Source organism: Crassaminicella profunda (assembly GCF_019884785.1).
GTDB classification, from domain to species: domain Bacteria; phylum Bacillota; class Clostridia; order Peptostreptococcales; family Thermotaleaceae; genus Crassaminicella; species Crassaminicella profunda.
The window spans coordinates 1,591,837-1,618,576 of sequence record NZ_CP082326.1 but is presented as its reverse complement, the minus strand read 5'-3'; the positions used below and the strand labels follow the sequence as shown (position 1 = coordinate 1,618,576).

The following is a 26,740-nucleotide window of genomic DNA, read 5'->3' as shown; positions in this document are numbered from 1 at the left end:
TTCCTCCTAATAAATATTTTTAATTCTATACACATAAGCTAAAACTTCTGCAACTGCTTGATAAAGATCTGGAGGAATATAATCTCCTATATCCACAGTAGCATAAATGGATCTTGCTAACGGCTTATTTTCCACAATTACAATATCATTTTCTGAAGCTATCGTTTTTATTTTTTGTGCAATAAGGTCTTTTCCTTTTGCAAGTACTATAGGTGCATCCTCAAGGGTACTATCATACCTAATCGCAATAGCGTAATGTGTTGGGTTTGTAATAATTACATCTGCATTCGGAACATCCTGCATCATTCTTCCCATAGACATTTGACGTTGCTTTTCCTTGATTTTAGATTTTAGCTGAGGATCTCCTTCCATTTGCTTATATTCTTCTTTTATCTCTTGTTTTGACATTTTTAATTCTTTTTCGTGCTCCCATTTTTGATACAAATAATCAATTGCTGCTAGAACAATTAAAACCATAGCAGCACGAAACGCAATGTTTACTATAGTTTTTCCTAAATAACCGGTTATCTGTAGAATTTCCATATCCATAACATTTAAAATGTTTTTTGATTGCTTGATCACATAGCTAAAGGTTATATATCCTACTGCACAAATTTTTACAAGAGACTTAAATAATTCAACTAACGGCTTCATAGAAAAAAATTTTTTAAGTCCATTAATTGGATTTAGCTTACTAAATTTAGGTGTCAACGGTTTCGTTGTGAATAAAAAACCTACTTGCATATAACTACAAATCAAACCAACAACAAAGGCTACTCCTAAAATTGGTACTACAATTTTTACAGTTAAAATGGTTGATTGAATAAATAATTTATGCATACCTCCTACACTGAATAAATCATCCATATTTTTTGTTTCTAATAGAATATTTTTCGTAAATATCATAAAATTATGATATATATAGTTTCCCATTAAGCTTAATACCCAAAATGTAAATAATAAAATCAGTGCAGAATTAATTTCTCTACTTTGTAAGACTTGACCTTCTTCTCTTGCTTGTTGTCTTTTCTTAGGTGTAGCATCTTCTGTTTTCTCACCATTAAAAAGTTGTAAATCTATTTTAAAAAGCAACATGATATCATCCTTTTAATACAAGGTTTAAAAACTCATATAAATTTTCAAACATATGCTCAAAAATATTTTCAAAAACTCCTACATATAAAGGAATCATTAAAACGATAATAATAAGTCCAACAATTATTTTTAGTGGCATTCCTACAACAAAAACATTCATTTGAGGCATGGTTCGTGCTAATATACCTAGGAGCATATTCGATACAAGAATGGCTACCAAAACAGGTGCTCCCATTTTAAATGCAATAATAAAAGTATTGATTAATATCCCTATCAATTTGTCAATCATAAAAGCATTAATGGTCAAACCTCCTAAAGGAATACTATCAAAACTATATTTCAAGGCATAAATTAAAGTATGATGCCCATTTGTTGATAAAAATACCAGTACAGCCATAATATAAAATAAACTTCCCATCAGTGGAACTTGTGTATCGTCTTGTGGATTGATTACACTAACCATTGCAAACCCAATTTGCATATCGATTATACGCCCTGCCAAATAGATAGAACTATAAAATAAATAACAAATAAATCCTATCATTATGCCTGTTAAAAGTTCTTTTATGCTTGATCCCATTAATAAATAAAATTGATCATTCACTAAATTTATTGGCACTTTAATCACAGGAAAAAGAATAAGGGTTACAATAAAAGAAAATCCTATCTTCAAATAAATTGGCACATTCTTATGATTAAAAACTGGCGCAGAAACAAAAATACCTATAATCCTTGAAAAAACTAATAAAAACACATCTATATGTTCAAGTAGCTCCAATACAATTTTCACATTTTTTCATCCAATCTATTGTATAAAATTATTTAGATTCATAAATAGGTCTTGTGTATAATCTACAATGGTATTTAATATCCATGGTCCAAAAACAATAATTGCAACAAGCACCGATATAATTTTAGGTACAAATGCAAGGGTCTGTTCTTGTATTTGTGTTGTTGCTTGAAATACACTCACTGCCAAACCAACAATAAGACCTAATACAAGCATGGGTGCTGATAGCAATATTACATTTAACATAGCTTGTTGAAGCAATTCAATAATTTGCCCCTCACTCATCTAATACACCTCTACTTAAATCCCATAATGAGGGATTTGATAATAAGATTCCATCCATCTACTAATATAAATAATAATATTTTAAATGGCATAGAAATCATTACTGGCGGCAGCATCATCATTCCCATTGACATTAATGTACTTGCAACTACCATATCAATGACTATAAATGGTATGAACAATACATAACCAATTTGAAATCCAGTTTTTAATTCACTAATAATAAAAGCCGGAATTAATGCTTTAGATGGAATATCTTCAAGTTTTTTTGGTCTCTCACTACCAGATATATCTATAAAAAGTGCCAAATCTTTTTCTCTTGTTTGCTTAAACATAAAGCTTCTAACTGGCTTCATAGCATTATCTACAGCTTCTTCTGCTGTAATTTGTTCATTCAGATAAGGCTGCACTGCCTTTTCATTAATCTCAGAACCTATTGGTGCCATAATAAAAAAAGTAAGAAAAAGAGCCAATCCAACAAGTACTTGATTAGGTGGTGTTGTTTGAGTGGCAATAGCTTTACGTATAAACGATAATACAATGATGATTCTAGTAAAGCATGTCATCATAATTAAAATAGACGGCGCTAGTGCCAAAACCGTTAATAAAAATAAAATTTCTAAACTGTTGGCTACCTCTTTTGGATTTTTTGCTTCATCTATACTTAATCCAATTTTAGGAATAGACATTTTAGGTTCAGCAGAAGATATAGAAAATGAGAGAGCTAAAACAAATATCATTAATACGGTAATCCATAAATATTTTTTAAAATCTTTTCTCATCATTTCATTTCGTCCCTATCTGTATGTTGTTTGACTCCTTGCGTTCGTCTCTTCATTTCCTTTAATTTGTTCATCATCGTATTTGTAAAAGCATCAAAGTTCTTCGGTTGATCTTGTGAAAAAGTATTGTCTTCATATAAATATTTATCTAGTAAAGTATCAAAGTCTTCATCCATTTTTTCATATTGCTTATTTTTAGAAACTACTTTCATATCCTCTTCATTAATCTTATCAATCACATCAATATTTTGCTTTGAAGCAGCTAAAATGTAATAATGTTTTCCAATATGGATCAAATAAATAGATTTATCTAACCCCAAAGATATTTTTTCAACAACTTTCATATTTTTCCCTTTTATAAGGACTGAACCATTTTTTGCAATTAATTTTGTTACATAATAAGCTGCTACTACTATAAAAATAAATACAAACAAAACACTGATAAAATATGTTGCATCAGGTTTAATGACGATTTCCCCTTTCAAATTAGCCTAATACTTTTTTCACAGCTTCAATAACACGATCCGCTTGGAATGGTTTTACGATAAAATCACCTGCTCCAGCTTGAATCGCTTCAATTACCATAGCTTGCTGACCCATGGCTGAACACATAACAATTTTAGCATTTGGGTTAACTTTTTTAATTTCTTTTACTGCCTGTATACCATCAACCTCAGGCATAGTAATATCCATAATCACTAAATCCGGATTCAATTCTTTGTATTTTTCAATGGCTTTTGCACCATTTTCAGCTTCCCCTAATACATCAAATCCATATTTTGTTAAAACATCCTTAATCATCATTCTCATAAATGCGGCATCATCAACTACTAAAATTCCTTTTGACATCATTGTTCCTCCTCTTTATTTCATTTTATTTACTTTTTTAGCAGGATTAGTAATATCCGTTATACGGATACCATAGTTTTCATCTATCACAACGACTTCACCTTTAGCCATAAACTGTCCATTTACTAATATATCTAAAGGTTCACCTACTAATTTATCCAATTCTACAACAGTACCTGGAGAAAACTCCAATATTTCGCTTATTTTCTTCGTTGTCCTACCTAATTCTACTGTTATTTCTAATGGTACATCTCTAATTAAACTGATATTTTCTTTTTCCCCACTTGAATAACCATTATCAAAAGATTGAAATTGTACAGGTTGCACATTCACAGGTTCACTTCTAGTCATATTGGGTCTATTCACTTCTGGCGATTGATTACTACTTATATATTCAGTATTTTCAACATGATTATTCATACTACTAACTTGTGTCTCTACTGTCGGAGCCACATTATGAGTTTGATTATTTTCATTGCTATTGCTATAGTCTACATCATTATAATTTGTTGAACTCCCATTAAGTAAATTATTTACTAAATCCTTTGCAAAATTAATAGGCATAATCTGCATAATTTCGCTATCAATAAGATCTCCAACTACCATTTTAAATGCTACTTTAACAATTTTATCATCATTATTCACAAAATCCAATACATCTAAGTCTGTTGCAAAACTCATTGAAACAGCTTTTGGTGGATTTATATCAATTTTACTATGGAACATTTCAGATAAAGATGTAGAAGATGAGCCTACCATTTGATTCATAGCTTCACCAATGGCACTTAAATGAAGTTCCGTAAGTTCTCCTGAAATATTCGTTCCATCTCCACCCATCATAAGATCTGTAATTACTTTTACATCATCTTCTTGTAATACTAAAAGATTTGTACCTACTATTCCTTCTTTATATTTAACCTCTACAACAACAAAGGGAATGGTATATTGTTTTGCCAATTCATCCATAGTAAGTACTGTAACCTTTGGTGTAGTAATAGTAACTTTTTGTCCTAAAAGGGTAAATAATGTTGTTGCAGAAGTCCCCATGCTAATATTCCCAATTTCACCTAAAGCATCTTTTTCATTTTCATCTAACACTTCATCAGGTTTATTTTCTGCAACTGTGGAGGTACCTTTCAATAAAGCATCTATTTCCTCTTGAGAAAGCATATCGCCCATTTTATTCATCTCCCTTCTTTACAATACCTTCTATTTGCACAGCCATATTTTTCTTTTTTGTTCCAGCCTTCCCATAATACTTAAGATGCTCCCCTACAAATATCTTTACATCTTCTTTTATAAAAGTATCCAATTGAATCACATCTCCTATCTGAAGATCCAAAAACTCACTTACAGTTATATGGGTACTTCCCAAAACTGCTCTAACTGGGACAGCTGTTTTTTCTACTCTTTTTGTAATAACTTTTTCATCTTCAGTGGTTCTTTCTTTATTGACACTATTAAACCATAATCTCGTGTTTAATTTAGGTAATATGGGTTCGATAACCAAGTGAGGAATACACAGATTTACCAGTCCTTCCACATCACCAATCTTAATATTTAATGTTATAAGTGCGATAGTCTCACTAGGTGAAACAATTTGAGCAAATTGAGAATTTGTTTCTATCTTTTCTAATCTAGGATGAATCTCTACTACATTCTCCCATGGTTCCTTAAAAAGTTTCATAATCTGTTTAATGAGTTTTCTTAATAAGGAAATCTCAATTTCTGTAAAACTCCTTTTCTCTTCAACTGCTTTACCACTACCCCCTAATATTCTATCAATAATAACAAATGCAACATCAGCAGTAATATCTAATATGATCTGTCCTTCTAATGGTGAAAAATCAACAATTCCTAAAACTGCTGGATTTGATATAGAATTAGTAAACTCGTGATTAGATAATTGTTCTACACTTAATACTTCAACCTGTACCAAACTTCTCAAATAGCCAGATAAGAAGGTATTTAACAATCGTGAAAAATTCTCATGAATAATTTGGAGTGTACGCAATTGTTCCTTTGCAAATTTATCTGGTCTTCTAAAATCATATTTTTTTACTTTTGCTTCTTTAGTCTCGGCCGTTATTTCTTGTGCATCTACTTCACCAGAACTTAAAGCCTGTATCAGAGCGTCTATCTCACTTTGTGATAATACATCAGACAATTACGTTCCCTCCCTTATTGGATAATAAATTCAACAAAGTACACATCCAAAATTTCATCAGAGGGTACGACTTTTTTGATTGATTTTAAAATTTCTTTACGAAGAGCTTGTTGACCCTTATCTCCTGATAACTGTGTCTCATCTTTGCTTCTTAATAGTTCTAAAATATTATTCGTCATTTTAGGACGCTTATTATCTAGACGCTCATTCAATTTTTCATTAAGCATTTCTATGTCCATATTGACCTTTAAAATTTTTCTACTATCTTTTACATTGGCATACAACTCTCCAATAGAGTATGTATATGTCTTCATTTCTTTTGGTTGTGTATCCGTTTTTTTATTTGTAACTACAAAAACTGCAATTGCTACTACTATTGCAGTAACTAAAAAACCTATAACGCTAAATAATATTACTTTTTTTGTTGTCATTCTCCTACGCCCCTTCTGAGAATTTTAGTAATAAGGTTCAGAGTTTGCAAAATCTGAACGAAGTATTACAATGTCTACCCTTCTATTCTTAGCTTTATTCTCTATGGTATCATTAGGTGCAACAGGATGATATTTGCTATATCCTGATGCTGATAATCTTGTAGGCTCAAGCCTTGCTTCCTCAATTAAAAATCTTACAACATTAGAAGATCTTGTCACTGATAATTCCCAGTTGGTTGGAAACTTCTTTGACTTGACGAGTCTATCTGAGTCTGTATGACCTTCAACCCTTATATATTTTTCAATAAACTCCTCTTGTTTTAATAAATCTGCTATAAACTTTAATGTCTCTTTGGCTTGAGGCTTTAATTCTGCTTGTGCTGCGTCAAATAATACATTATCTTTAAATCGAAGCAATAATCCTCTTTCCTCAAGATCTACTAACATTTGTTCTTGCATCTGATTATCTTCTAAATATTCTTCTAATTTTTCCTTAAGCTTTTTAAAATCTTCTATCTCTTCGATTTGTTTTGTTAATCTTTCATCATTTAATGCATCTTCAATATATTCTGAGCTTTCAAGGGTTTTTCCTCCTTCTAATACCCCTAATGAACCTTGAAACGATTGTAATACGGCTGTAAATTTTTGGGCATCAATAGAAGAAAAAGAAAAAAGTAATACGAAAAAACATAAAAGTAATGTCATCAAATCACTAAAAGTTGTCATCCATTCAGGTGAACCTGCTTTTGCTTCTTCTTGTTTTCTTTTTCTAGCCATCTAAGCTCCCACACTCTCTTTATTAGTATCTTGAGATTCCTTTCTTTGCTTTGGAGCAAGGAAAGACTTAAGCTTTACTTCTATGATTCTAGGATTTTCTCCTGCTTGTATAGATAGAAGACCTTCAACCATTACTTCTTTTATTAATATTTCTTCTCTACTTCTAAGTTTTAATTTTGCAGCAATAGGTATAAATATTAAATTAGCAAGTAATGCCCCATAAAAAGTTGTTATCAACGCTACAGACATCTTAGGACCTACAGAAGATGGATCTTCTAGGGTCTTTAACATATTGATCAGTCCTATCAGAGTACCAATCATACCAAAAGCTGGTGCTAAACTTCCTAACATATCAAAGATGCTTCTTCCCTCACTATGCCTTTCTTCAAGGAATGCAAGCTCTGTCTCTAATATATTTCTAACGAGTTCTGGGTCTGTCCCATCCACAATCAACATAACCCCTTTTTTTAAAAATTCATCATCAACATTTTCTGCTGCTTCCTCTAAAGCTAAAAGACCTTCTCTTCTTGCAATATTTGCAATTTCAATAATCTTATCAATTACTTCTGTAGGATTAAGATTTTTGGTAGTAAAAGCCTTTTTTACAACAACTAAAGCCTGTTTTACTTTATCCATTGGATATGCTACAAAAGTTCCTGCAATAGTTCCTCCAAAAACAATTACTACTGATGTAAGATCCCAAAAGGTCCAGATACTTCCACCAAGTACAATTCCACCTATTACAAATCCCATCCCTACAACTATCCCTAATACCGTTGCTAAATCCAATGCCTACACCTCATTTCCTAAGGAGTTATGGGTTATGATGGTTTGTGAAAAAATCTTCTTTTTATATTTTATAATTTTGTCGATAATTTGGTCAATAGGTTCTAGTACAATAATTTTCTTTCCCGTTGTAAGGGTTATGACCGTATCTGGTGTAGACTCAATAAATTCAATTAAGTCACTATTTACTACATACTCTTTCCCATTTAATTTTGTTACAGTAATCATACAAACCATCCTTTAATTTCCGGGCGAAATCGCCCGGAAGTAATTATTATCTTTTTAAGTTAACTAATTCTTGAAGCATTTCATCTGTTGTGGTAATTACTTTTGAATTTGCTTGAAATCCCCTTTGGGTTGTAATCATCTGAGTAAACTCTCTTCCTAAATCAACATTGGCCATTTCAAGATTCCCTGGATTAAGCTGTGCAAATCCATTTGTTCCTGGCTTACCTGGTACACCTTTTCCAGAGTTTCTCGTTTCAACATACATATTAGACTGAGTCTTTTGAAGTCCTGCTGGATTTTTAAAGTTAGCAATAGCAATTCTTCCTAAAACTCTTCTTTTACCATTACTAAAAACCCCTGTAATTTCTCCATTCTCATTAATGGCATATTCTGAAAGAGCACCTTGTTTATATCCTTTTACATAAGTAGGATCTGCATTTGAGTCATCTTGAAACTGGGTTAATTTTTCTAAATCCATTTCAAAATCTAATGCTCCTGCTCCTTTTGTTAAGTCTGTTCCTATTCTAAAACTCATTTTTGTATCCCCTATAACTTTACCATTTTCATCAAACTTAAGAGTAAATGATTGTGCAGCATCCTCACCTTTTTTTCCGTAAGCAAATCCATTATAACCTTTCATAGTAGAAGCTGCGGTCTTTGGTAATCCCGTAGCGGTATCATAGTCATTGCTAGTACCATTTTGAAGCATCGCTCCATTCTCATCTAAATAAAAAGCATCTACTTGCCATTCACTTTCCTTTCCTGCTGCACCATCTGCAACTTTTCTTTTTGTAAATAACATTTTGATTTCATGAACATTTCCAAAATCATCATATACCTCAACAGTTGTTTCCTTGGCAAGGGCACCACTTAAATCTTTGTTAATCTGAGAGTAAACTGGATGCTTTGCTGCAGCAGAGCGTTCTGTATCAAGATTGTATATTGCATATTCACCTGTAGCCCCTATAACTTTTGGATCAGGATCACTATCATTTTTCTTCAATTTATTTAATTGTTTTGTATCAGAATCTAAATTTCCTGTAAAGGTTACTATTTCTTCTCCTGGTATAGGTGGATCAGAAGGCTTTGTAGCTTGAGGAGGATATACTGTTGATTTATCTATTTTTATTCCTTCAATGCTACTTTTAAGACGCCCTGTTTCATCAGCCATATATCCTAATACCTTCATTCCATCCTGAGTTACCAAATTCCCATAATCATCTACTACAAAATTTCCTGCTCTTGTATAGTATCTATTTAAATAATTAGAATCATCAGATACCATGAAAAACCCTTCTCCATTAATCATTAAATCAGTAGGATTATCTGTTCTTTCAGGTGTTCCTCTCCTATGAATCACATCCACAGCACCAACATCTACCCCAAGACCTACCTGCATAGGATTTGTTCCACCTCTACCACTACCACTACCACTTGCGCCTTTAATCGTCTGATTAAAGGTTTCTTTAAATGTAACTCTAGAGCCTTTAAATGCCACTGTATTTACATTGGCAATGTTGTTCCCAATAATATCCATTTTCATTTGATGTGCGCTAAGAGCAGATACTGCCGAAAACATTGAACGCATCATTTTGCATGACCTCCCTTTATCTACTGTATTAGTTCTCGTCTATCATTCAGAGAACCATAGCCTCCTAAACTTTGGTCCAGCTATATAATTACAGCACCATCTATATTGGTAAAAATATTTTCTTTTAATTGTTCATCTGTAGCAACTGTAATAATGGTTTTACTCTTTACACTTGCGACAAATGCTTTGTTATTCATAAGGATTAATGTTTCTTTGATTCCCTTTTGTTTTGCCTTATTTAAAGCTTCATTAATTTTGTTCATATCTTGATGATTAATCGTAATATCTCTTGACTCAAGTCTCTCCTTTGCATGCTTTGAAAATTTCACATCTTCACTTGAAATATTATTTAATACTTGAGCAAAAGATTTTTTTTGCATTGTATTTTTAGGAGAAATCTTAGGTGAATGGGCATGGACATTATGAATCATTATTTTATTCATCGTCACTGCCTCCGGTAGTACCATCATTTCCTGTATTGTCTTCTGGTGGTTTTATTCCATATGCTTCTATAGCTTTATTCAATTTTACAATCTCGTCAAGCATTTGTTTATTCAAATTGTAATTCATTTTACTTACATCAATAGCCGCATTGTTAGAACTCCTTATTTCTTCTGTTAACCCTTCCATTGCCTTGTTCATATTTTGCATTTGTTCCAAACTACTAAATTGCGCCATCTGTCCCATGAATTCTTTGTCATCTACAGGATTTAATGGATCTTGATGTGTTAGCTGTGTTACAAGAAGTTTTAGAAAATCATCTTTTCCTAACTTATTTTTAGGTTGTTTAACCGTACTTTGTTGCTGGGTTTCTTTCGTTTTATTAACCTTAGCATATATTAACTTCTTCTCAGTTTGTGTTGGTGTAGTTGTATGATTACTTACTCCATCAACTGCCATTTTTCCACCTCCTACCCTAATTGGTCTATTGTAGATTCCCTCATAGAATGTACTTCACTCACGTCTTCATTTACCACTACATTTTCATATTCTAATGAATTCCCCATAGCTTTTTCATTATTTTTCTTCTTAAAGTTCATAAAATTTTGTTGCTGCTGAAAGTCAGAATCTTGTCCAACAGATACATTTAGTTCTTGAATACCAAATCCTTTTTCATTAAGGGCATCCTTTAAGTCGTTGAAATTAGATTCTAAAACTTCCTTTACTATTTGATTTTCTGCAACGATATTTGCAATAACAATTCCTCTTTCAACTGCTATCTTCATAGAAAGATTTCCTAGATGATTTGGTTTAAGCTGCAATGTCATTTCAGAACCCTTCTCATCAACTATTACTTGCGCCTTCTCAACAACCTGATGTAAGATATTTTGAAAATTTGGTTTTTGTAGTGTTGTTTCTAATTTCACATTTTCTATTCCATTCATGTTGTCTTGTACCATGAAATTTGTAGGAATATCTTGAATTATTTTATCATTGATAACTATTTTTTGATTTTTGTTTGCCGAGAATCCAAACTTTTCACTATTTTTGTCATTTTGAGACATTTGTTTTTCATTTTCTGCATTTGTCTCAGCTTTATTCTTTGTATCTACAAATAGTTCTTTTTGAACAGTATCCGTATTAGAATCTGTTTTTTCTTTTGTATGTAAAGCATCTATGTCACCTTTGTTTACTACTTCACTAGCCACTATACTGCTTGTTTCATTTTTATTCGTTGTCTCTTCTGCTAGTAAATTTTCAAGTTTTGATAATACTTTATGAAAATCTTGTAAATCTAACTTCATTTCCTCTTTATTAAATAGCATTTCTAATTGGCTTTTTAACTGATCTAGCATCTCTTTTGACAACACATTATCTTTTATATCCGTTGTGTTTTTTTGTTCCATAAAAGATAGTATTTTATTTAACTGTGATTTTATATCTTCGAATTTTATTGCTATATTTTCATTATTTTCTACTGTTTCCTGTATTGTAGCTAATTCTTCTATAGACACGTTCAAAGAAGCAATCAGTTCCATCATTTCCTGTGGTATATTCTCTTTTTTATCTTCTTCTATATTTTCAATATGATCTTCATCTATTGCTTCATTCACAGGTTTCTCTTTTTTGATTTCTTGAGATTCTTTCCTTTGAAAATCAGTTCTTTCATTCTTCATTTCATCCTTAGATGGTTTTAATTTATCTTCTTTAGGCTCTTTCATTTTTCCTTTTAGTACCTTGTCAAAAGAATTTTCTTTATTTGTCTTTATGAAGTTGTTTGCTTGATTGTCCACTAGCTTTCTATTGTTCGTTTGAATATTTAGATTCATCATCAATCCATTCATTTTTTCACCTCCCTTCTAGTTTTTAATCAGGTAGTGTTAATTTTTTAGATATATCTGAAGCTAAATCACTGTCTAAGCTTGCAAGTATTTCTGCCACTGTTTTTTCCTTAAGCTTTCTTAATACACTCATAGCTATATCCTGATCTGTTATCGTAATTTGATCTTCATTCTTAAAAGTATACTTTTCTGGTGCTTTGCGACTTTTAAATAGTTTAGTAATCATGTCTCCAATCTGCTTTGGTTCCATTTTTGTATACACTTTAACTAATTCATCTATTTCCTTATCATATTCCCTATATACTTTCATAGCATTCATCAAATCTTCAGTTAATAGATCATTCTCCTTTGTAAGCATTTCATCATTTTTAATCTGTTCTAGAAGGTTATAGGTAAAGTTTTTATCTTGTACCTTGGCAAGAACCTTTGCTGCTTTTAGCATATTCATATTTCTATAGATCATTGACAATTCATTCATCTTGTATTTTTGGTCATTACCAATATCCTCTAATAGCTTATCAGCCTTTTCAGAATTATATATATTTGCAATATTCATCAATTCTTTTTTTCGATCATTCATTTGGCTTAAAAGCTTTGTAATTTTTTTTCTTTTTTCAGTTGATTGATAATTAGCCAAAAGCTTATTTTTTGTTTCATCATCTAAACATTGTAAAATGTCTGCTGCATTTCCTTCTTTCATTTGCTCTATGGTTAACCCCATGGTACTATACGAAACTGTCTCATTCATTAAGTTTGTACTAATTTCCTTAACGGCATTGACCAAAGACGTGTTTTCATAATATTTCGCCTTTTCCTGCAGTTCTTTTATCTGATCATTTTTAATTTGTTCTATAATAGATGTCAAAATATCTTTCTTTACAGCACCTTCTCTTCTATACTCAAGTATTTTTTTTGTTTGATTAGAATTAAGCTGTGTACAAATTTTAATCAAATCTGAATAGAGCTTTTCATCTTCATTTTTAATAATCGTCAACTTATCAGAAGCACTTTCCACATCTAAGCTTATTAGATATTTTGCAACCGTTCTTTTTTTAACTTCTTTTTCTTCTTTCGTTGGAAAGCTTTCAAAATATTTTCCAATAGGTCCAGACACCTGGCTTAAATATTTATTTGCTACAAACTTAAAGTTATCATTCGTATAATAAACAATACTCATAATAATGATAGGAATTGTAATAAAAACGGCTATTATAATAAACAAAATTCTTCCTATTCCTAAACTTTTTTTTTCTATTTCTATTTCCTTAGACTTTGCCATTATTGCCCCCTAATTACTCTTAAAGTTTTGAAATGTTACTAATTGATCTACAAAGTTTTCTTCTTCCTTTTTTTCCATATAATAAAAATTTTCTTTTTCTTTCTCTTTTAGTTTTTCAAAAGTCCTCTTTTCCATAGCTGCTTTCATTAAGTCTTGTCTGCATTTATTGACTTCATGACTACACTGCTCAACAATCTGCATTTGTTCGCTTATCTTTCTTTTTAAACCCATTACAAATGAATCATATATCTTTAAATCTCCAACACTTGCACCACTTTGTATTTTCAAAGCAATACGCTTTCCACAGTCATTTTTTTGGTTTTCTAACTCCTCTAGCCTTTTTTTTTCATCTTGTAGCTTTGACTGTGCTTTATGCATTTTCCCTTTTATTACATCTTCATATTTTTCTTTCACTTTTAACAAGTTCTGATATTTAAAAGAAAATTTAAGCATTTAAACCACCTCTATTGTAGAAGATCTTTCATTTGTATGGTTGCATCATTGTAATTAAACTTATCATGTATACCTTGTCTCAAATAACCATTTAATGCATCAATCATCTTTATAGCATGGTCAATTTTAGGATTGCTTCCACTTACATAAGCTCCAATATTAATCAAATCTTCAGCATCTTTATAAGTAGCTAATATGTCTCTAAATTCACCCGAAAACTTTCTATGTTCTTCATCAACAATATTAGGCATTACTCTACTAACACTTGCTAATACATCAATAGCTGGATAATGGTTTTTGTTAGCAAGCTTTCTAGATAATACAATATGTCCATCTAGTATACCTCTTGCTGTATCTGTAATAGGTTCATTCAAATCATCTCCATCTACAAGTACCGTATATAGAGCTGTTATAGAACCTTTATCAGAGTTTCCAGATCTTTCAAGTAGTTTAGGCAAAGCTGCAAAAACAGAAGGGGTATATCCTTTTGTTACAGGAGGTTCTCCTACTGCTAAACCAACCTCTCGCTGTGCCATTGAAAACCTTGTCAATGAGTCCATTAATAACATTACCTTTTTTCCTTGATCTCTAAAATATTCTGCAATAGAAGTAGCAAGTAGAGCCCCTTTCATTCTTACCAATGCTGGTTGGTCAGAAGTTGCTATCACTAATACAGACCTTTTTAATCCTTCTTCTTGTAAATCTTTTTCAATAAATTCTCTTACCTCTCTACCACGCTCTCCAATCAAAGCAATCACATTTACATCTGCTTCTGTATTTCTCGCAATCATTCCCATGAGCGTACTTTTTCCAACACCACTTCCGGCAAATATACCTATTCTTTGTCCCACTCCACAAGTTAATAATCCATCAATGGCTTTTACTCCAAGAGATAAGACTTCTTCTATTTTTTTTCTTTTCAAAGGATTAGGAGGTTGATTATTTACTGGATATTTTTTTGTAGTAGAAAGTCTTCCGCCATCATCTATAGGATTACCTAATCCATCTAGTATACGACCCAATAGCTCGTCTCCCACATTGACGGATAACAATTCCCCCGTAGCAATAACTTTACTACCAGGTCCAATTCCATCCATTTCTCCTAAAGGCATTAGTAATACTTTTTGATTTTTAAATCCTACTACTTCAGCTTTTATTGGAGCAACTCCCTTTAATGGATAAATATAACACAGTTCTCCTAATTTAACGGCAGGGCCTAACGATTCTATTGTTAGCCCTACAACTTGAGAAACCTTTCCACTATATTTAATCAAATTTGCATTTTCAAGAGCATATCTATATTTATCTAGATTAAGCATTTCGTCTCCATCACTCGCTCTCTAATATTTCATGAAATAATGACTTAATTTGATTGAATTGTGTTTCTATACTTGAATCAATGCTTCCTGAAACTGTATCCAAAATACAACTACCCTTTTTTAAGGAAGGATCTTGTTTAATCTTAATATCATCAACATTTTCTGATAAAGCTAATATTTTATCCTTTGCACTAATGGCATAACCATAATCATCAGGACTCACTCTAAGGACTAAAGATTCTGTATAAGCACATTTACTAAGAGCTGCTTTTACAAGTCCAATGATTGTTTCATAGGAATCTTCTACCTTCATATTTAATATTCTTTCTACAGTATCAATAATAAGCTCAATACCTTCCTTCTCCAATTTTGAAGTAAACTCCTTCTTTGTCATTATCACTTCATTTTTTATACCTAAAGCTTCTTTAATAAGCTTATCTGCTTCTTCTTTACCTACTTTATATCCTTCAGATTTTCCTTGTGTAAAGCCATCATTTTTTGCATTTTCATATATTTTTTTTGAATCTTCATATGCATCACTAATAATAGTTTGTGCTTGACTTTCTGCTTCTTCTAACTTTTTTTTGGTTAAAGCTTCAATTTCTTGCATTTTTTGATTATAAATTTCTTCAAAGTCAACTTCTGGTTCCTTTTCTTCTTGGAGCTTTTCTTCACAATCTTTCTCTACATGAATTTCTAAAGAATCTTTAGGAATGCTTTCTATCCCAAGTTCTTTCATATCACCAACTTGTACATAAGAAGACTTAAAAATCCTAGACAATGATTTCGTCCCCTCCTCCACGAGATATAATAATCTCGCCTGCTTCTTCTAGTTTTCTGATCATATTGACAATTTTTTGTTGTGACTCTTCCACATCTCTTAATCTCACTGGTCCCATAAAGTCCATATCTTCTTTGATCATTTCTGCCATTCGTTTTGACATATTATTAAATATAATCTCTTGTACTTCTTCAGTAGACCCTTTTAATGCAACAGCTAAGTCATTATTATCAACATCACGAATAAATCTTTGAATAGATGTACTATCTAATGTAACAATATCCTCAAATACAAACATTCTCTTCTTAATCTCTTCTGCTAATTCAACATCTTCTATTTCAAGAGTTTCCATAATAAACTTTTCTGTTCCTCTATCCACAGAATTTAATAAATCAACAATAGATTGTATTCCTCCAGCTGTTGTATAATCTTGTGTAACCATAGATGATAATTTACTTTCAAGAACAGCTTCTACCTCTTTGATAATTTCAGGTGTTGTTCGATCCATGGTAGCAATACGCTTAGCTACTTCAGCTTGCTTATTCTGTGGCAAAGAAGATAATATTTGTCCTGCTTGTTGGGCTCCTAAATACGAAAGAATTAGTGCAATAGTTTGAGGATGTTCATTTTGTATAAAGTTTAACAATTGACTAGCATCCGCTTTCCTTGCAAAATCAAAAGGACGAACCTGTAATGAAGCCGTAAGCTTATTTACAATATCATAGGCCTTTTGCGTTCCTAATGCTTTTTCCAGTATTTCTTTTGCATAGTTAATACCGCCTTCAGAAATATATTCCTGTGCTAAACATACTTGATAGAATTCCTCCATAACCTTCTCTTTTTCTTCAGAAGGAATTTTTCTCATATTTGCAATTTCTAATGTTAATTCTTCAATCTCTTCTTCTTGAAGATGTTTAAATATCTTTGCTGATTTATCTGGTCCTAAAGAGATCAGCAGCACAGCTGCCTTCTCTTTCCCACTAAGTCCCGTTTTTCGAGGCATACTCTACACTCCTAATCTTCGTTTAACCATGTCTTTAACAGTTGTGCAACTGCTTCAGGATTCTTATCTACAAATTTATCGATTTGTTTCTTATAGCTTGATTTTTCATTTACCTCAAGTTGGATTTCATCTAATTCATCTTCTATAGTTGAAACCGGTTCATCTAGTACTATATCCATTGCAGCTTTTCTTTTTCTAAGTCTATATACTGTATATACACAAGCTCCAATCAACAATGCTCCTAATATACCTATAGCCCATAGTGGAATATTTCCAAAAGTTCCTGATTGGCTATTTTCTTCAATACTTGCAAATTCATCTGCAATCGTTGTATCAAAATCTTTTGCCATTACTTCAACAACTTTTGTATCTAGTCCAGCTGAAGCTGAAACAATACTTTTAATTTTCTTCTCTTCCTCGTCTGTAAGTTCTCCATTTGGGAGTATTTGCTTGTTTATCAAAACTGCAACAGTTATATCTTTTACTTGTCCTTGTGCCTTTACAATTTTCTTATTAATTTCATTTAACTCATAATTAATCGTTTTATTTGCTTTGTCATATTTTGAGCCATTTCCACTATCTTCTACATATTGGGTAATATCTTCCGAGTTAGAATCCGTCCCTGGAACACCACCATCACTTCCATTTGTTAAATGTTCATTTTGTTCGTTCATACTTCGAATAAGTCCATTGGTTTCATCCTTTATTGGTGGTGCAAACTCCTTTACATCTGTCACTTCACTATCAAAATCAAGTTTTACATTTACCATAACTGCAACATTTCCTGGTCCATACGAAGTGGATAAAAATTCCTTTATGCTTTCCTGTATTTGGCTTTGTACTTTTTTTTGTAGCCCTAATTGGGTAGAAGCATCAAAAGTATCGTCATCTTTTTGCTTATTCAATACTTGTCCTCTATTATCAACGATAGATATATTTTCAGGATCTAAATCTTTTACTGCATTTGCCACAAGCATTGCAATACCGTTAACCTGCTCTTTTGAAAGTTCTTTCCCTTGTTCTATTTCAACAAATACAGACGCTTTAGATTTTTGCTTGTCCAGCAAAAAGTTTGTATCATCTGCTACACTCAAATTTACCATTGCATTTTTTATTCCATCAATTTCTTCAATCGTTGCAGCTAAAGCATTCATTTGAGCAATAACATATCTTTTTTTTCTTTCTTCATTCGTCATCGTTAAACTACTACTATCTATCATCTTTTCGTAAGAAAAACTCTCTTTGGGTAGTCCTTCTACTGCAAGCTTGGCTTGTGCTTTATTTTTATATTCCTTTGGTACTAATATGGTTGTATTCGATTCATTGTCTTTCCAAGGTATAGTCATCTCATCAAGTTTTGCTGTAATTTCTCCAACATCCTTTGGTGTTAAATCACTAAATAGTGTTACATATTCTGGTTGGGAAGTAAAATAAAATAATAACGTCATACTAATAATCACCAATAACCCACTGACTCCAATTTTAATTTTTTGCTTTTTATCTAGTTTTTTATAAAATTCATTCAATTGCTCTTTTACATGTTCTAGCCCATTGCCCATTTAGTCACCTCATCCCCTTGTACCACTGCATTCATTATACTTGCAATCTCATTATCTGTTTATAGGCATCTAGAACTTTATTTTTTACCTCTACGGTAAACTGCAAAGCAATTTTAGATTTTTCAGCGGCTATCATCACTTCATGTATATTATCAATTTCCCCGACTGCTGCGAGAGTGTTTATTCTCTCCGAGTCTAGCTCATAATCATTAACTTTCTTTAAAGAATCCTTCAAAAATGTAGAAAAATCTTGTTGATTTTTCTCCTTGGTTATATTAAATACATTTTTTGATGGTTGCATAACATCATTAATCTTCATATATAAATCCTCCATCACTTAATATCTATTTCCCAATTTCAAGGGCTTTCATTGCCATACTTTTTGCTGCATTCATAGCTGTAACATTGGCTTCGTATGCTCTAGTAGATGAAATCATGTTAATCATTTCCGTTACCGTATCTACATTAGGCATCTGTACATATCCATCCTTATCTGCATCCGGATGACCAGGATCATACACTTTTTTTAAAGGGGTTTGATCTTCCTTGATTGCAACAACTTCAACTCCATTTCCTATTTGTTTCCCATTTTTAGCATTTTCTAACACTTGTGAAAAGTTTGGACCACTTTGTTTAAAAACTGGAACTTGACGTCGATAAGGAGTACCACTACTTGTCCTAGTCGTATTGGCATTTGCTATATTTTTAGATATTATATCCATTCTTAATCTTTCTGCAGTTAATCCAGTAGCACTTACATTAATTGAATGAAATAAACTCATTTGATCTACCTCCCATCTTTAATAACTATATTAAGTTTTCGAAGATTTGATGCCATAGATTCTTTTAACATATAATAACGTATTGTATTTTTTGATAAATTTGCCATTTCCACATCCACATTTACATTGTTTCCGTCTTTCCTATACTTACTTGTAATATCCTTTGTAACCATTGGCTTCATTTGATCTATGCTACTATTCCCTACTGACAAATGTTTTTCATGGGTCAACTTTTCTTCTATAGATTGACCTGATATATTTTGTGCCAAAATAGATTCAAATTTCACTACGTTTCTTTTGAATTTTGGCGTATTTACATTTGCTATATTATTAGATATAGCTTCATTTCTAAGCCAACAAGCATCCATTGATTTTTCTAGTATATTTATATTTCTAAAGGACTTATTTAATATACTCATATCTTCCTCCCGTATTCATTTTATGTAAATATTTACAACCTGCTAAATTAGCAAATAATCATTCATTATCACATTTTTTCCTTTTATGCATATTCGACATAAATTTGGCTTTTCCTTCTTTTTACACATTTTTCATCAAATATCGTAACAGTGATTTTCATTTTTTCCCTATTTTTCCTGTTATTATTATAATATATATCATTGATCATATGTTATTTTTTTTGATAAATAGTAAATTCGAACTACAATCTTTTCTACTTCACATAATATTTTTATTTGTTAGTAATTCTATTATATTTGATTTTTCTTTTGCACCCAACAGGAAATATCTTCACACAAAAAAAAACATAAAAAAAGCAACCTTATTGGTTGCTTTTTATAATAAATTATCTTTTTAATTTTTCCAACTCATCAATTAATTTATTATTAAGAATTTTAATATGTGTACCTTTCATTCCTAAAGATCTTGATTCTATAACTCCAGCACTTTCAAATTTTCTTAAAGCATTTACAATCACAGATCTTGTTATACCTACTCTATCTGCAATCTTACTAGCTACCAATAAACCTTCTGTTCCTTCAAGTTCATCAAAGATATGTTCTACAGCTTCTAATTCTGAGTAAGAAAGTGTTCCTATAGCCATCTGCACAACTGCCTTTTTTCTTGCCTCTTCTTCAATTTCTTCACTTTTAGCTCTAAGTATTTCCATTCCTACAATGGTAGCACTATATTCAGCCAATACTAAATCTTCATCTGTAAATTCCTTGCCATGTCTTGATAATATTAGTGTACCAAGTCTCTGACCACTTCCATTAATAGGTACAATCGTTACTAATTTACTCACACTTTCAACATCATATTTAAAAATTTCAAGAAGTGCATCTCCTGTTACATTGTGTTTTGTATCCGTAATTTTTAATAATTGCTCATTGTACTCTTCTGGAAATTTTTGCTTTCCTGTATCAGAATCAACAATAATAGGATTTTCTGATTCATCTATCAAATGAATGCCTAAAACCTTCCCTCTCTTATTTGCAACATATACATTAGAATCCAATACACCACTCAAAGTTTTACATAACTCCGCAAATGAAACAGGTACATTTCCTGATTGTTGCAATATTTTATTAAGCTTTCTCGTTTTTTCCAATAATGTAGTACTCATTTGTAATCCTCCTCGTAAACTTTTTCTTATAGTATAATTTTTTTAGATACTTATTGGATATTTTATTTTTCAATTTATTTTGAACATATTAATGTTTCATAACCACTTCATTTTTTAACTTATATTTTAAAAGATAAATTTTCCAATAACTTTCCTACAATCCTATACATCCTTCTTGTTCTAGATTTTCGGTTTGTCCATCCATGATATACATAAAATTTACTATTACTTCTATAGTTTCTAATTTTACAAATAACATGCTTTCTAATTTTGCCAATGTTCTTACAATTTTCACTTCTCATATTCCATAAGCTATAACATTACTATGTTTTCAGATTACCCATTGCCCTGATCCTCACATTTTTTTACTGCTAGAAGATGGTCCCATAAAAAATGATTTCATCTCCTAGCCCATTTATGTCTTAATAAAGTTTTAACAAACCATCTGCAATGGTATCATATTTTTCCAACTTATTCAACAAGAAATTTTAAAATTATAAAATAAATTTTGATTAATCAACCTTTTCTTCAACTCTTTTATATTTACACTCTTTATTAGAGCATTGAATAATTGTATCATTTTTTCGATTCTTTTTAACCAAAAGTTCTCCACACACTGGACATTTTTCATCAATTGGTCTATTCCATGTTATAAAATTACAGTTTGGAAAACTTCCACACCCATAGAATAATCTCCCTTTTTTTGATCTTCTTTCTACTATATCTCCTCCACATCGAGGACATGCCACACCTATTTTCTTTACAAAAGGTCTTGTATGTTCACATTCTGGATATGCAGAACAAGCTAGGAATTTTCCATATCTTCCATATTTGATAACCATATTTTTGCCGCATACTTCACAAATTTCATCTGTCTCCTCTTCTACTAACTCAATTTTTTTGATTTCCTCTTCTGCATGTTTTAATGTTTCACCAAAAGGTTTATAAAAATCATCAATTACTTTAATCCATTCTAATTGATTTTCCTCAATTTTATCTAACTTTTCCTCAAGTTCTGCTGTAAAATGTTTATCTACTATATCTTTAAAATACTCTTCTAGCAAGTCAGTTACAATAATACCCAATTCTGTAGGCTTTAATGATTTGTTTTCTCTTTCTACATAGCCTCTACTTATTATTGTTGATATAATTGGCGCATATGTACTTGGTCTACCTATATTTTGCTCTTCTAATTCTTTCACTAATGAACTTTCAGTAAATCTTGGTGGTGGCTGTGTAAAGTGCTGCTTTGGTTCTATATCACTACATGCTAAATGTTGATCTTTAACAACTTTTGGTATTTCCTTATCAGAAACAGTTGCATAAGTATACACCTTTAGGAAACCATCAAATACAAGTTTTGAACCTGATGCTTTAAATAAATAGTTACTATTTGTTATATCTACTGAATATGTATCATAAATTGCATTTTTCATTTGGCTTGCTAAAAAACGTTCCCAAATAAGCTTATATAATTTATGTTGATCCCTTTTTAAAGAAGACTTAATTTTATCAGGAGTTTTTTCTATATCTGTAGGCCTTATAGCTTCATGAGCATCCTGTGCTTCTTTCTTTGTCTTATATTTTTTCTCTTCATCACTTATATAGTCCCTTGAAAATTTCTCTTCAATATATTTTCGAGTATTTTCCTTTGCTTCATTAGAAATCCTAGTTGAATCTGTTCTTATATAAGTTATTAAACCAACAGTTCCTTCTCCTTCAATATCTATACCCTCATATAACTGCTGTGCAATCATCATAGTTTTTTTTGTAGTAAATCCTAATCGATTTGCTGCTTCTTGTTGTAAACTACTTGTTGTGAAAGGTGGGTATGGATTTCTTTTTTTCTCTTTTCTTTTTACCCCAGATACAACAAAAGTTCCCGTCTTCAACTTTTCTACAATTTCTTCTACCATCTCTTGATTCTTTAAATTCATCTTTTGATCAAGTGTACCATAAAATTTCCCTTCAAAACTTTCCTTTGTATCTTCTATAAACAAATTTGTAATAATACTCCAGTATTCTTCAGGTATAAAGTTTTGAATTTCCTTTTCTCTGTCACATATGATTTTTGTAGCAACAGATTGAACTCTACCAGCACTTAAACCTTTTCTGATTTTTCTCCAAAGGAGAGGACTAATACTGTATCCTACTAATCTATCTAACATACGTCTTGCTTGCTGTGCATCCACTAAATTCTTATTGATTTTTCTAGGATGTTTAACAGCATTTTTAATAGCTGTTTTTGTTATTTCATGAAATTCGATTCTACATTTATCCTCTTCACTAACAGATAATATATGGGCTAAATGCCATGAAATAGCTTCTCCCTCTCTATCAGGGTCGGTAGCTAAGAATATCTTTTTTGCTTTTTTTACTTCTTTTTTTAACTCCTTAATTACAGGCCCTTTTCCTCTAATAGTTATGTAATGAGGCTCATAATTATTTTCAATATCTATTCCCATTTTACTTTTTGGTAAATCTCTTACATGTCCAACGGAAGCAACAACTTTATAATTCTTGCCTAGAAACTTTCCAATGGTTTTGGATTTGGCAGGAGATTCCACTATCACTAAATATTTTGCCACAATTTCACCCCCATTTTTTAAAGCAATAGTAATTATATCAGAAAGCTTTTCAAATTTCAAAATATTAGTCCATAAGTTATTTAACAATTAATAAATTTCCTGGCAGTTGCTCTACCAATCCCTTAAGCTGTAAAATTGTAATAATACTGCTAATTTTATCAACTTTGAAGCCTAATTCTTGAAAAAGTAGATCCATGTGAATTGGCTGCTTATCTAAAATCACACCATATACTTCTGATTCTACATCACTAAGTGGCACCTTCTTTTCCTCTTTGTGATTGGTTTGAATCTGAAGTTCTTCCAAAACATCTTCAACATCTGTTACTGGTTTTGCACCTTCTTTTATCAACTTGTTAGTTCCCATACTCAATGAACTATTAATATTCCCAGGTACAGCAAATACTTCTCTTCCTTGTTCAAGGGCAAACTCTGCAGTAATTAAAGACCCACTCTTCACACTTGCTTCTACAACAATTACCCCCTTAGACATTCCACTTATAATCCTATTTCTAGCTGGGAAATTTCCAGGAAACGGTTTTGTTTCAATACTATATTCAGATATAACCGCTCCATTTTTTTCGATTTCTAACATTAAATGATAGTTTGATTTTGGATAGCAAGTATCTAGTCCACAACCTAAAACTGCAATCGTTCTACCTCCATTTTCTAATGCGCCTTTATGAGCCATAGTATCTACACCATAAGCCATACCACTCACCACAGTAATTTCTCTCTTAGCTAAGTCACCAGCTAGTTTATAAGCTACATACTTTCCATAGGATGAAGCTTTTCTTGCTCCTACAATGGCCACTGCATTTACATCTTCTTTAAATATATTTCCTTTCTTATATAATAGATACGGAGGATCATATATATATTTTAAATTTTCTGGATATTTTTCATTTTTCCTGCCTATTACATCTATATTTTTCTTTTTTATTTTATTAGTTAATTCACCAATGTAACAGGAATTTCTATTTTTTAGTATATTATGAACAACATGATGATTTATTCCTTTAAGTTTATTGATTCTTTCCGCAGGCGCTTTAAATATATTTTCAGCGTTCCCAAAAATTTTCAATAAATTTTCTAAAGTTTTATTTCCTATTCCCTCTATATTATGCAACCAAATCATATATTCCTTTTTATTCATTTTATTCATCCTCTATGAATCCCAAAATTTTCTATCTAAATTTCTATATTGAATGGCCTCAGCAATATGCGTAGTAGCAATGTCAGAAGTCCCTTCTAAATCTGCTATCGTTCTACTTAATTTTATAGTTCTATTATATGCCCTTGCACTTAATTTTAATTTATGGAAAGCTTCTTCCATTAATAATTTTTCTTGATTCCCTAGTTTACAATATCTCTTCATCAATTGACCATTTAACTGAGAATTAAATAATATATGATGCTTTTTGTATCTTTCAAGTTGAATTTTTCTTGCTCTTTCAACGTCTTTTCTAATATCAGCAGATGATTTTGTTTGTTTTTCTGTTGTCAATTCTTCATATTTTATTGGAAAAATCTCTATATGCATATCTATTCTATCTAACAAAGGCCCTGAAATTTTAGATAAATATTTTTTTATTTGCCATGGGGTACAAGTACATTCATGAAATGAATCCCCATAATGGCCACAAGGACAAGGGTGCAGAAGCAAAATGCAAAACACTTACTTTTGAGATGAACATCAATAGTGAAGATTTTGATTCACTTCCAGAAAAAACTTTAGGACAAAGAGTGCATAAACTTAGAAAACAAGCAGGATATAACATAAAAGAACTTGGTGATTTGGTTAACATGGCACCCGCTTCTATTAGTTATATAGAAAATGAGAAAAAAGTCCCATTTATATCTACTTTAAAAAAACTGTGTGATCCTCTTCAAACTACATTAAATTATTTGCTACAAATTGATTCTTGGCCTGAAGATACATCTGGAGAAATTATAAAAAAATATCGGTTACTAAAGGGATTATCCCAGCGTGAACTTGCCAAATTATGTAATTTAAATCAATCTACCATTAAAGATTATGAAGCTAATCGTATTAAAGGTTTTAATAATAAAACTCTTGGAAAAATCTACAAATCTATTGGCTATACATCTGTATAGACACCCTATATAAATGAAGGGAAATAATTAGAAATAACTATAATTGTTAATTTGAAAATATTTCTCTATCTTTATTTAAATATTGTTTCATTTTTTATGTTTTTTATACAAAAGAAGGTAACCTAATTATTCTTGTTTTCTAAATTTTGTATGCATTTTTAGCAAACTTAATCAACAACATGAATAAATAAGTACAAATCTTTTTTAATACCACTATTTAATAATAGTAAAAATAAAAAAGATCTTATAGATTATGTAACACATGTCCTACAACCTGCATACATTGTATTAAATCAAAAGAAAATAATCAAAAATCATAAATATTGAAGGAGGTTTTTCCTTATGGCTGACGCTCTATGTGGTGGAAATTATGATGGTTGTGGTGGTTGCAAGACCGAATTATTATTCTTTTTCTTGTTGTTAGTATTGCTATTATGTAATTGTGGTGGATATGGTAGCTGTGGCTGCTAATAAATAAAAAAAAGGATTGGGAGCTTCTTCCCAATTCTTAATACATACCACAACTTCATAAATTAGCCATTTATTACAATGCCTTCTTTGATGACCAGGAGCAATCCTGGTCTATATATACAATTTCTTTTCTATTATTTCTTCTTAAATACTCCTGCAAACACATATATCTCTTATCAATTGTTTCCAACTTCTTAAGTAGATTATTTAAAAGCTCTATCATGTTCTCAGAATCATGTCTTAGATGCATCAAAGTATCACTATTTGTTTCTTTTTCATAAGCATATTGAATCGTAGCAACTTTTTCTCTTATATAAGCAACATTCTTTGACATGTCTGAAAGCTCTTTTTTTAAAAAATCATCAGTTCCCTCTACCCCCATTGTTTTTATCATTTCTACAACAGTTTTATAGTATTCATTACTGCTACAACCATTCATTTTATATCATCCCCCATGTATAATAACTTCTATATTTTAAATAGTACCCATTTACAGCTAGACAACTCATACTTTAATACGTATACTTTTGTTACATCATTTATGACACTCTGACACGTAAAAACATACATATAATTGCCAGCCAATTTTTCTTTCTCTACTGTTATGACTCTTTCAACCTTAATAATGTTCCAACATTCATCATTATTTTTCAATCTAAATCTAATTGGATGCGGAGCTCCATTCTGTTCAAACCAAGCTATCATTTCAATAGGTTTTGCTACTACTTTCATATACCATCAT

Annotated in this window: 34 protein-coding genes and 1 pseudogene; 2 read left to right on the top strand and 33 right to left on the bottom strand. The window is 31.2% G+C overall.

Annotation, left to right across the window (positions count from 1 at the left end):
• Window positions 1-6: 6 nt before the first annotated feature.
• The 31 genes and pseudogenes from flhB to K7H06_RS21515 all read right to left on the bottom strand — a co-directional run.
• Window positions 7-1,095, bottom strand: coding sequence for a flagellar biosynthesis protein FlhB (flhB, locus tag K7H06_RS07540; protein WP_246637656.1), 1,089 nt, complete (start codon window positions 1,093-1,095; stop codon window positions 7-9).
• A gap of 4 nt (window positions 1,096-1,099) precedes the next feature.
• Window positions 1,100-1,885 (bottom strand): flagellar biosynthetic protein FliR, encoded by a 786-nt coding sequence (gene fliR, locus K7H06_RS07535; protein WP_223039268.1) that lies wholly within the window; start codon window positions 1,883-1,885, stop codon window positions 1,100-1,102.
• Window positions 1,886-1,900: 15 nt separating this feature from the next.
• Window positions 1,901-2,170, bottom strand: coding sequence for a flagellar biosynthesis protein FliQ (gene fliQ, locus K7H06_RS07530; protein ID WP_223039267.1), 270 nt, complete (start codon window positions 2,168-2,170; stop codon window positions 1,901-1,903).
• A gap of 11 nt (window positions 2,171-2,181) precedes the next feature.
• Window positions 2,182-2,955 carry a flagellar type III secretion system pore protein FliP gene (gene fliP / locus K7H06_RS07525; RefSeq protein WP_246637655.1) on the bottom strand — a complete coding sequence of 258 codons (774 nt, stop codon included), beginning with the start codon at window positions 2,953-2,955 and terminating at the stop codon, window positions 2,182-2,184.
• The gene (locus tag K7H06_RS07520; protein ID WP_223039266.1) at window positions 2,952-3,437 is read right to left on the bottom strand and encodes a flagellar biosynthetic protein FliO; all 486 of its coding nucleotides are present in this window, start codon (window positions 3,435-3,437) and stop codon (window positions 2,952-2,954) included. Before K7H06_RS07520 ends, fliP begins: the two co-directional genes overlap by 4 nt.
• Before the next feature lies 1 nt (window position 3,438).
• Complete coding sequence (locus tag K7H06_RS07515; RefSeq protein WP_223039265.1) at window positions 3,439-3,801, bottom strand: response regulator; 363 nt, start codon at window positions 3,799-3,801, stop codon at window positions 3,439-3,441.
• A 15-nt stretch (window positions 3,802-3,816) separates the two neighbouring features.
• A complete protein-coding gene (gene fliY / locus K7H06_RS07510) occupies window positions 3,817-4,980 on the bottom strand; it encodes a flagellar motor switch phosphatase FliY (protein ID WP_223039264.1) in 1,164 nt (387 codons plus the stop codon).
• Window position 4,981: 1 nt separating this feature from the next.
• Window positions 4,982-5,968: a flagellar motor switch protein FliM gene (gene fliM / locus K7H06_RS07505; RefSeq protein ID WP_223039263.1), complete on the bottom strand. Its 987-nt coding sequence runs from the start codon at window positions 5,966-5,968 to the stop codon at window positions 4,982-4,984.
• A gap of 14 nt (window positions 5,969-5,982) precedes the next feature.
• The gene (locus tag K7H06_RS07500; RefSeq protein WP_223039262.1) at window positions 5,983-6,399 is read right to left on the bottom strand and encodes a flagellar basal body-associated FliL family protein; all 417 of its coding nucleotides are present in this window, start codon (window positions 6,397-6,399) and stop codon (window positions 5,983-5,985) included.
• A gap of 24 nt (window positions 6,400-6,423) precedes the next feature.
• Window positions 6,424-7,176 carry a flagellar motor protein MotB gene (locus K7H06_RS07495; RefSeq protein ID WP_223039261.1) on the bottom strand — a complete coding sequence of 251 codons (753 nt, stop codon included), beginning with the start codon at window positions 7,174-7,176 and terminating at the stop codon, window positions 6,424-6,426.
• Window positions 7,177-7,965, bottom strand: a complete 789-nt coding sequence (locus tag K7H06_RS07490; protein ID WP_223039260.1) for a motility protein A — start codon at window positions 7,963-7,965, stop codon at window positions 7,177-7,179.
• A gap of 3 nt (window positions 7,966-7,968) precedes the next feature.
• A complete protein-coding gene (locus K7H06_RS07485) occupies window positions 7,969-8,190 on the bottom strand; it encodes a flagellar FlbD family protein (protein ID WP_223039259.1) in 222 nt (73 codons plus the stop codon).
• Window positions 8,191-8,236: 46 nt separating this feature from the next.
• Complete coding sequence (locus tag K7H06_RS07480; protein WP_223039258.1) at window positions 8,237-9,781, bottom strand: flagellar hook protein FlgE; 1,545 nt, start codon at window positions 9,779-9,781, stop codon at window positions 8,237-8,239.
• Between the two features lie 80 nt (window positions 9,782-9,861).
• Window positions 9,862-10,224: a TIGR02530 family flagellar biosynthesis protein gene (locus K7H06_RS07475; RefSeq protein ID WP_246637654.1), complete on the bottom strand. Its 363-nt coding sequence runs from the start codon at window positions 10,222-10,224 to the stop codon at window positions 9,862-9,864.
• Window positions 10,217-10,681 (bottom strand): flagellar hook capping FlgD N-terminal domain-containing protein, encoded by a 465-nt coding sequence (locus K7H06_RS07470; RefSeq protein ID WP_223039256.1) that lies wholly within the window; start codon window positions 10,679-10,681, stop codon window positions 10,217-10,219. Before K7H06_RS07470 ends, K7H06_RS07475 begins: the two co-directional genes overlap by 8 nt.
• A gap of 11 nt (window positions 10,682-10,692) precedes the next feature.
• Window positions 10,693-12,066: a flagellar hook-length control protein FliK gene (locus tag K7H06_RS07465; protein ID WP_223039255.1), complete on the bottom strand. Its 1,374-nt coding sequence runs from the start codon at window positions 12,064-12,066 to the stop codon at window positions 10,693-10,695.
• Window positions 12,067-12,088: 22 nt separating this feature from the next.
• Window positions 12,089-13,342, bottom strand: coding sequence for a MotE family protein (locus K7H06_RS07460; RefSeq protein WP_223039254.1), 1,254 nt, complete (start codon window positions 13,340-13,342; stop codon window positions 12,089-12,091).
• Between the two features lie 9 nt (window positions 13,343-13,351).
• Window positions 13,352-13,795 (bottom strand): flagellar export protein FliJ, encoded by a 444-nt coding sequence (gene fliJ, locus K7H06_RS07455; RefSeq protein ID WP_223039253.1) that lies wholly within the window; start codon window positions 13,793-13,795, stop codon window positions 13,352-13,354.
• Window positions 13,796-13,806: 11 nt separating this feature from the next.
• Window positions 13,807-15,114: a flagellar protein export ATPase FliI gene (gene fliI, locus K7H06_RS07450; RefSeq protein ID WP_223039252.1), complete on the bottom strand. Its 1,308-nt coding sequence runs from the start codon at window positions 15,112-15,114 to the stop codon at window positions 13,807-13,809.
• A gap of 10 nt (window positions 15,115-15,124) precedes the next feature.
• Window positions 15,125-15,895, bottom strand: coding sequence for a FliH/SctL family protein (locus K7H06_RS07445; RefSeq protein ID WP_223039251.1), 771 nt, complete (start codon window positions 15,893-15,895; stop codon window positions 15,125-15,127).
• Window positions 15,888-16,898, bottom strand: a complete 1,011-nt coding sequence (fliG, locus tag K7H06_RS07440) for a flagellar motor switch protein FliG (protein ID WP_223039250.1) — start codon at window positions 16,896-16,898, stop codon at window positions 15,888-15,890. Before fliG ends, K7H06_RS07445 begins: the two co-directional genes overlap by 8 nt.
• A gap of 11 nt (window positions 16,899-16,909) precedes the next feature.
• Window positions 16,910-18,457, bottom strand: a complete 1,548-nt coding sequence (gene fliF, locus K7H06_RS07435) for a flagellar basal-body MS-ring/collar protein FliF (RefSeq protein WP_223039249.1) — start codon at window positions 18,455-18,457, stop codon at window positions 16,910-16,912.
• Window positions 18,458-18,491: 34 nt separating this feature from the next.
• Window positions 18,492-18,776 (bottom strand): flagellar hook-basal body complex protein FliE, encoded by a 285-nt coding sequence (gene fliE, locus K7H06_RS07430; protein WP_223039248.1) that lies wholly within the window; start codon window positions 18,774-18,776, stop codon window positions 18,492-18,494.
• Window positions 18,777-18,801: 25 nt separating this feature from the next.
• Entirely contained in the window at window positions 18,802-19,239 is a 438-nt protein-coding gene (gene flgC, locus K7H06_RS07425) for a flagellar basal body rod protein FlgC (RefSeq protein WP_223039247.1), read from the bottom strand.
• 5 nt (window positions 19,240-19,244) lie between these two features.
• Window positions 19,245-19,658, bottom strand: coding sequence for a flagellar basal body rod protein FlgB (gene flgB, locus K7H06_RS07420; protein ID WP_223039246.1), 414 nt, complete (start codon window positions 19,656-19,658; stop codon window positions 19,245-19,247).
• Window positions 19,659-20,044: 386 nt separating this feature from the next.
• Window positions 20,045-20,824, bottom strand: a complete 780-nt coding sequence (gene codY / locus K7H06_RS07415; RefSeq protein ID WP_223039245.1) for a GTP-sensing pleiotropic transcriptional regulator CodY — start codon at window positions 20,822-20,824, stop codon at window positions 20,045-20,047.
• A 154-nt stretch (window positions 20,825-20,978) separates the two neighbouring features.
• Window positions 20,979-21,119, bottom strand: coding sequence for a hypothetical protein (locus tag K7H06_RS07410; protein ID WP_223039244.1), 141 nt, complete (start codon window positions 21,117-21,119; stop codon window positions 20,979-20,981).
• Between the two features lie 217 nt (window positions 21,120-21,336).
• Complete coding sequence (topA, locus tag K7H06_RS07405; protein WP_223039243.1) at window positions 21,337-23,412, bottom strand: type I DNA topoisomerase; 2,076 nt, start codon at window positions 23,410-23,412, stop codon at window positions 21,337-21,339.
• Between the two features lie 76 nt (window positions 23,413-23,488).
• A complete protein-coding gene (dprA, locus tag K7H06_RS07400; RefSeq protein WP_223039242.1) occupies window positions 23,489-24,565 on the bottom strand; it encodes a DNA-processing protein DprA in 1,077 nt (358 codons plus the stop codon).
• Window positions 24,566-24,577: 12 nt separating this feature from the next.
• Complete coding sequence (locus K7H06_RS07395) at window positions 24,578-24,952, bottom strand: magnesium chelatase subunit ChlI family protein (RefSeq protein ID WP_246637653.1); 375 nt, start codon at window positions 24,950-24,952, stop codon at window positions 24,578-24,580.
• A gap of 24 nt (window positions 24,953-24,976) precedes the next feature.
• Window positions 24,977-25,075: pseudogene (locus K7H06_RS21515) on the bottom strand (ATP-binding protein); the annotation flags it as partial.
• Here K7H06_RS21515 and K7H06_RS07390 point away from each other — a divergent pair.
• Entirely contained in the window at window positions 25,033-25,527 is a 495-nt protein-coding gene (locus K7H06_RS07390) for a helix-turn-helix domain-containing protein (protein ID WP_223039240.1), read from the top strand. The pseudogene K7H06_RS21515 and the gene K7H06_RS07390 sit on opposite strands and share 43 nt — an antisense overlap.
• A 342-nt stretch (window positions 25,528-25,869) precedes the next feature.
• Window positions 25,870-25,998 carry a hypothetical protein gene (locus K7H06_RS21345; protein WP_281426047.1) on the top strand — a complete coding sequence of 43 codons (129 nt, stop codon included), beginning with the start codon at window positions 25,870-25,872 and terminating at the stop codon, window positions 25,996-25,998.
• Window positions 25,999-26,071: 73 nt separating this feature from the next.
• Here K7H06_RS21345 and K7H06_RS07385 read toward each other — a convergent pair whose 3' ends face one another.
• Both K7H06_RS07385 and K7H06_RS07380 read right to left on the bottom strand, forming a co-directional pair.
• Window positions 26,072-26,437 (bottom strand): hypothetical protein, encoded by a 366-nt coding sequence (locus K7H06_RS07385; protein ID WP_223039239.1) that lies wholly within the window; start codon window positions 26,435-26,437, stop codon window positions 26,072-26,074.
• Window positions 26,438-26,466: 29 nt separating this feature from the next.
• Window positions 26,467-26,730 carry a hypothetical protein gene (locus K7H06_RS07380; protein ID WP_223039238.1) on the bottom strand — a complete coding sequence of 88 codons (264 nt, stop codon included), beginning with the start codon at window positions 26,728-26,730 and terminating at the stop codon, window positions 26,467-26,469.
• Between the last annotated feature and the right edge of the window lie 10 nt (window positions 26,731-26,740).

What these genes read in the sequence shown, in the direction of transcription:
- flhB (WP_246637656.1), bottom strand. Translation starts at nt 1,095, where the DNA reads ATGTTGCTTTTTAAAATAGATTTACAACTTTTTAATGGTGAGAAAACA.
- fliQ (WP_223039267.1), bottom strand. Translation starts at nt 2,170, where the DNA reads ATGAGTGAGGGGCAAATTATTGAATTGCTTCAACAAGCTATGTTAAAT.
- fliP (WP_246637655.1), bottom strand. Translation starts at nt 2,955, where the DNA reads ATGATGAGAAAAGATTTTAAAAAATATTTATGGATTACCGTATTAATG.
- K7H06_RS07515 (WP_223039265.1), bottom strand. Translation starts at nt 3,801, where the DNA reads ATGTCAAAAGGAATTTTAGTAGTTGATGATGCCGCATTTATGAGAATG.
- fliY (WP_223039264.1), bottom strand. Translation starts at nt 4,980, where the DNA reads ATGGGCGATATGCTTTCTCAAGAGGAAATAGATGCTTTATTGAAAGGT.
- K7H06_RS07500 (WP_223039262.1), bottom strand. Translation starts at nt 6,399, where the DNA reads ATGACAACAAAAAAAGTAATATTATTTAGCGTTATAGGTTTTTTAGTT.
- K7H06_RS07495 (WP_223039261.1), bottom strand. Translation starts at nt 7,176, where the DNA reads ATGGCTAGAAAAAGAAAACAAGAAGAAGCAAAAGCAGGTTCACCTGAA.
- K7H06_RS07485 (WP_223039259.1), bottom strand. Translation starts at nt 8,190, where the DNA reads ATGATTACTGTAACAAAATTAAATGGGAAAGAGTATGTAGTAAATAGT.
- K7H06_RS07480 (WP_223039258.1), bottom strand. Translation starts at nt 9,781, where the DNA reads ATGATGCGTTCAATGTTTTCGGCAGTATCTGCTCTTAGCGCACATCAA.
- K7H06_RS07475 (WP_246637654.1), bottom strand. Translation starts at nt 10,224, where the DNA reads ATGAATAAAATAATGATTCATAATGTCCATGCCCATTCACCTAAGATT.
- K7H06_RS07470 (WP_223039256.1), bottom strand. Translation starts at nt 10,681, where the DNA reads ATGGCAGTTGATGGAGTAAGTAATCATACAACTACACCAACACAAACT.
- K7H06_RS07465 (WP_223039255.1), bottom strand. Translation starts at nt 12,066, where the DNA reads ATGAATGGATTGATGATGAATCTAAATATTCAAACGAACAATAGAAAG.
- K7H06_RS07460 (WP_223039254.1), bottom strand. Translation starts at nt 13,342, where the DNA reads ATGGCAAAGTCTAAGGAAATAGAAATAGAAAAAAAAAGTTTAGGAATA.
- fliJ (WP_223039253.1), bottom strand. Translation starts at nt 13,795, where the DNA reads ATGCTTAAATTTTCTTTTAAATATCAGAACTTGTTAAAAGTGAAAGAA.
- fliI (WP_223039252.1), bottom strand. Translation starts at nt 15,114, where the DNA reads ATGCTTAATCTAGATAAATATAGATATGCTCTTGAAAATGCAAATTTG.
- fliG (WP_223039250.1), bottom strand. Translation starts at nt 16,898, where the DNA reads ATGCCTCGAAAAACGGGACTTAGTGGGAAAGAGAAGGCAGCTGTGCTG.
- fliF (WP_223039249.1), bottom strand. Translation starts at nt 18,457, where the DNA reads ATGGGCAATGGGCTAGAACATGTAAAAGAGCAATTGAATGAATTTTAT.
- fliE (WP_223039248.1), bottom strand. Translation starts at nt 18,776, where the DNA reads ATGAAGATTAATGATGTTATGCAACCATCAAAAAATGTATTTAATATA.
- flgC (WP_223039247.1), bottom strand. Translation starts at nt 19,239, where the DNA reads ATGAGTTTATTTCATTCAATTAATGTAAGTGCTACTGGATTAACTGCA.
- flgB (WP_223039246.1), bottom strand. Translation starts at nt 19,658, where the DNA reads ATGAGTATATTAAATAAGTCCTTTAGAAATATAAATATACTAGAAAAA.
- codY (WP_223039245.1), bottom strand. Translation starts at nt 20,824, where the DNA reads ATGAGTACTACATTATTGGAAAAAACGAGAAAGCTTAATAAAATATTG.
- dprA (WP_223039242.1), bottom strand. Translation starts at nt 24,565, where the DNA reads ATGAATAAAAAGGAATATATGATTTGGTTGCATAATATAGAGGGAATA.
- K7H06_RS07395 (WP_246637653.1), bottom strand. Translation starts at nt 24,952, where the DNA reads ATGCATATAGAGATTTTTCCAATAAAATATGAAGAATTGACAACAGAA.
- K7H06_RS07390 (WP_223039240.1), top strand. Translation starts at nt 25,033, where the DNA reads ATGAATCCCCATAATGGCCACAAGGACAAGGGTGCAGAAGCAAAATGC.
- K7H06_RS21345 (WP_281426047.1), top strand. Translation starts at nt 25,870, where the DNA reads ATGGCTGACGCTCTATGTGGTGGAAATTATGATGGTTGTGGTGGTTGC.
- K7H06_RS07385 (WP_223039239.1), bottom strand. Translation starts at nt 26,437, where the DNA reads ATGAATGGTTGTAGCAGTAATGAATACTATAAAACTGTTGTAGAAATG.
- K7H06_RS07380 (WP_223039238.1), bottom strand. Translation starts at nt 26,730, where the DNA reads ATGAAAGTAGTAGCAAAACCTATTGAAATGATAGCTTGGTTTGAACAG.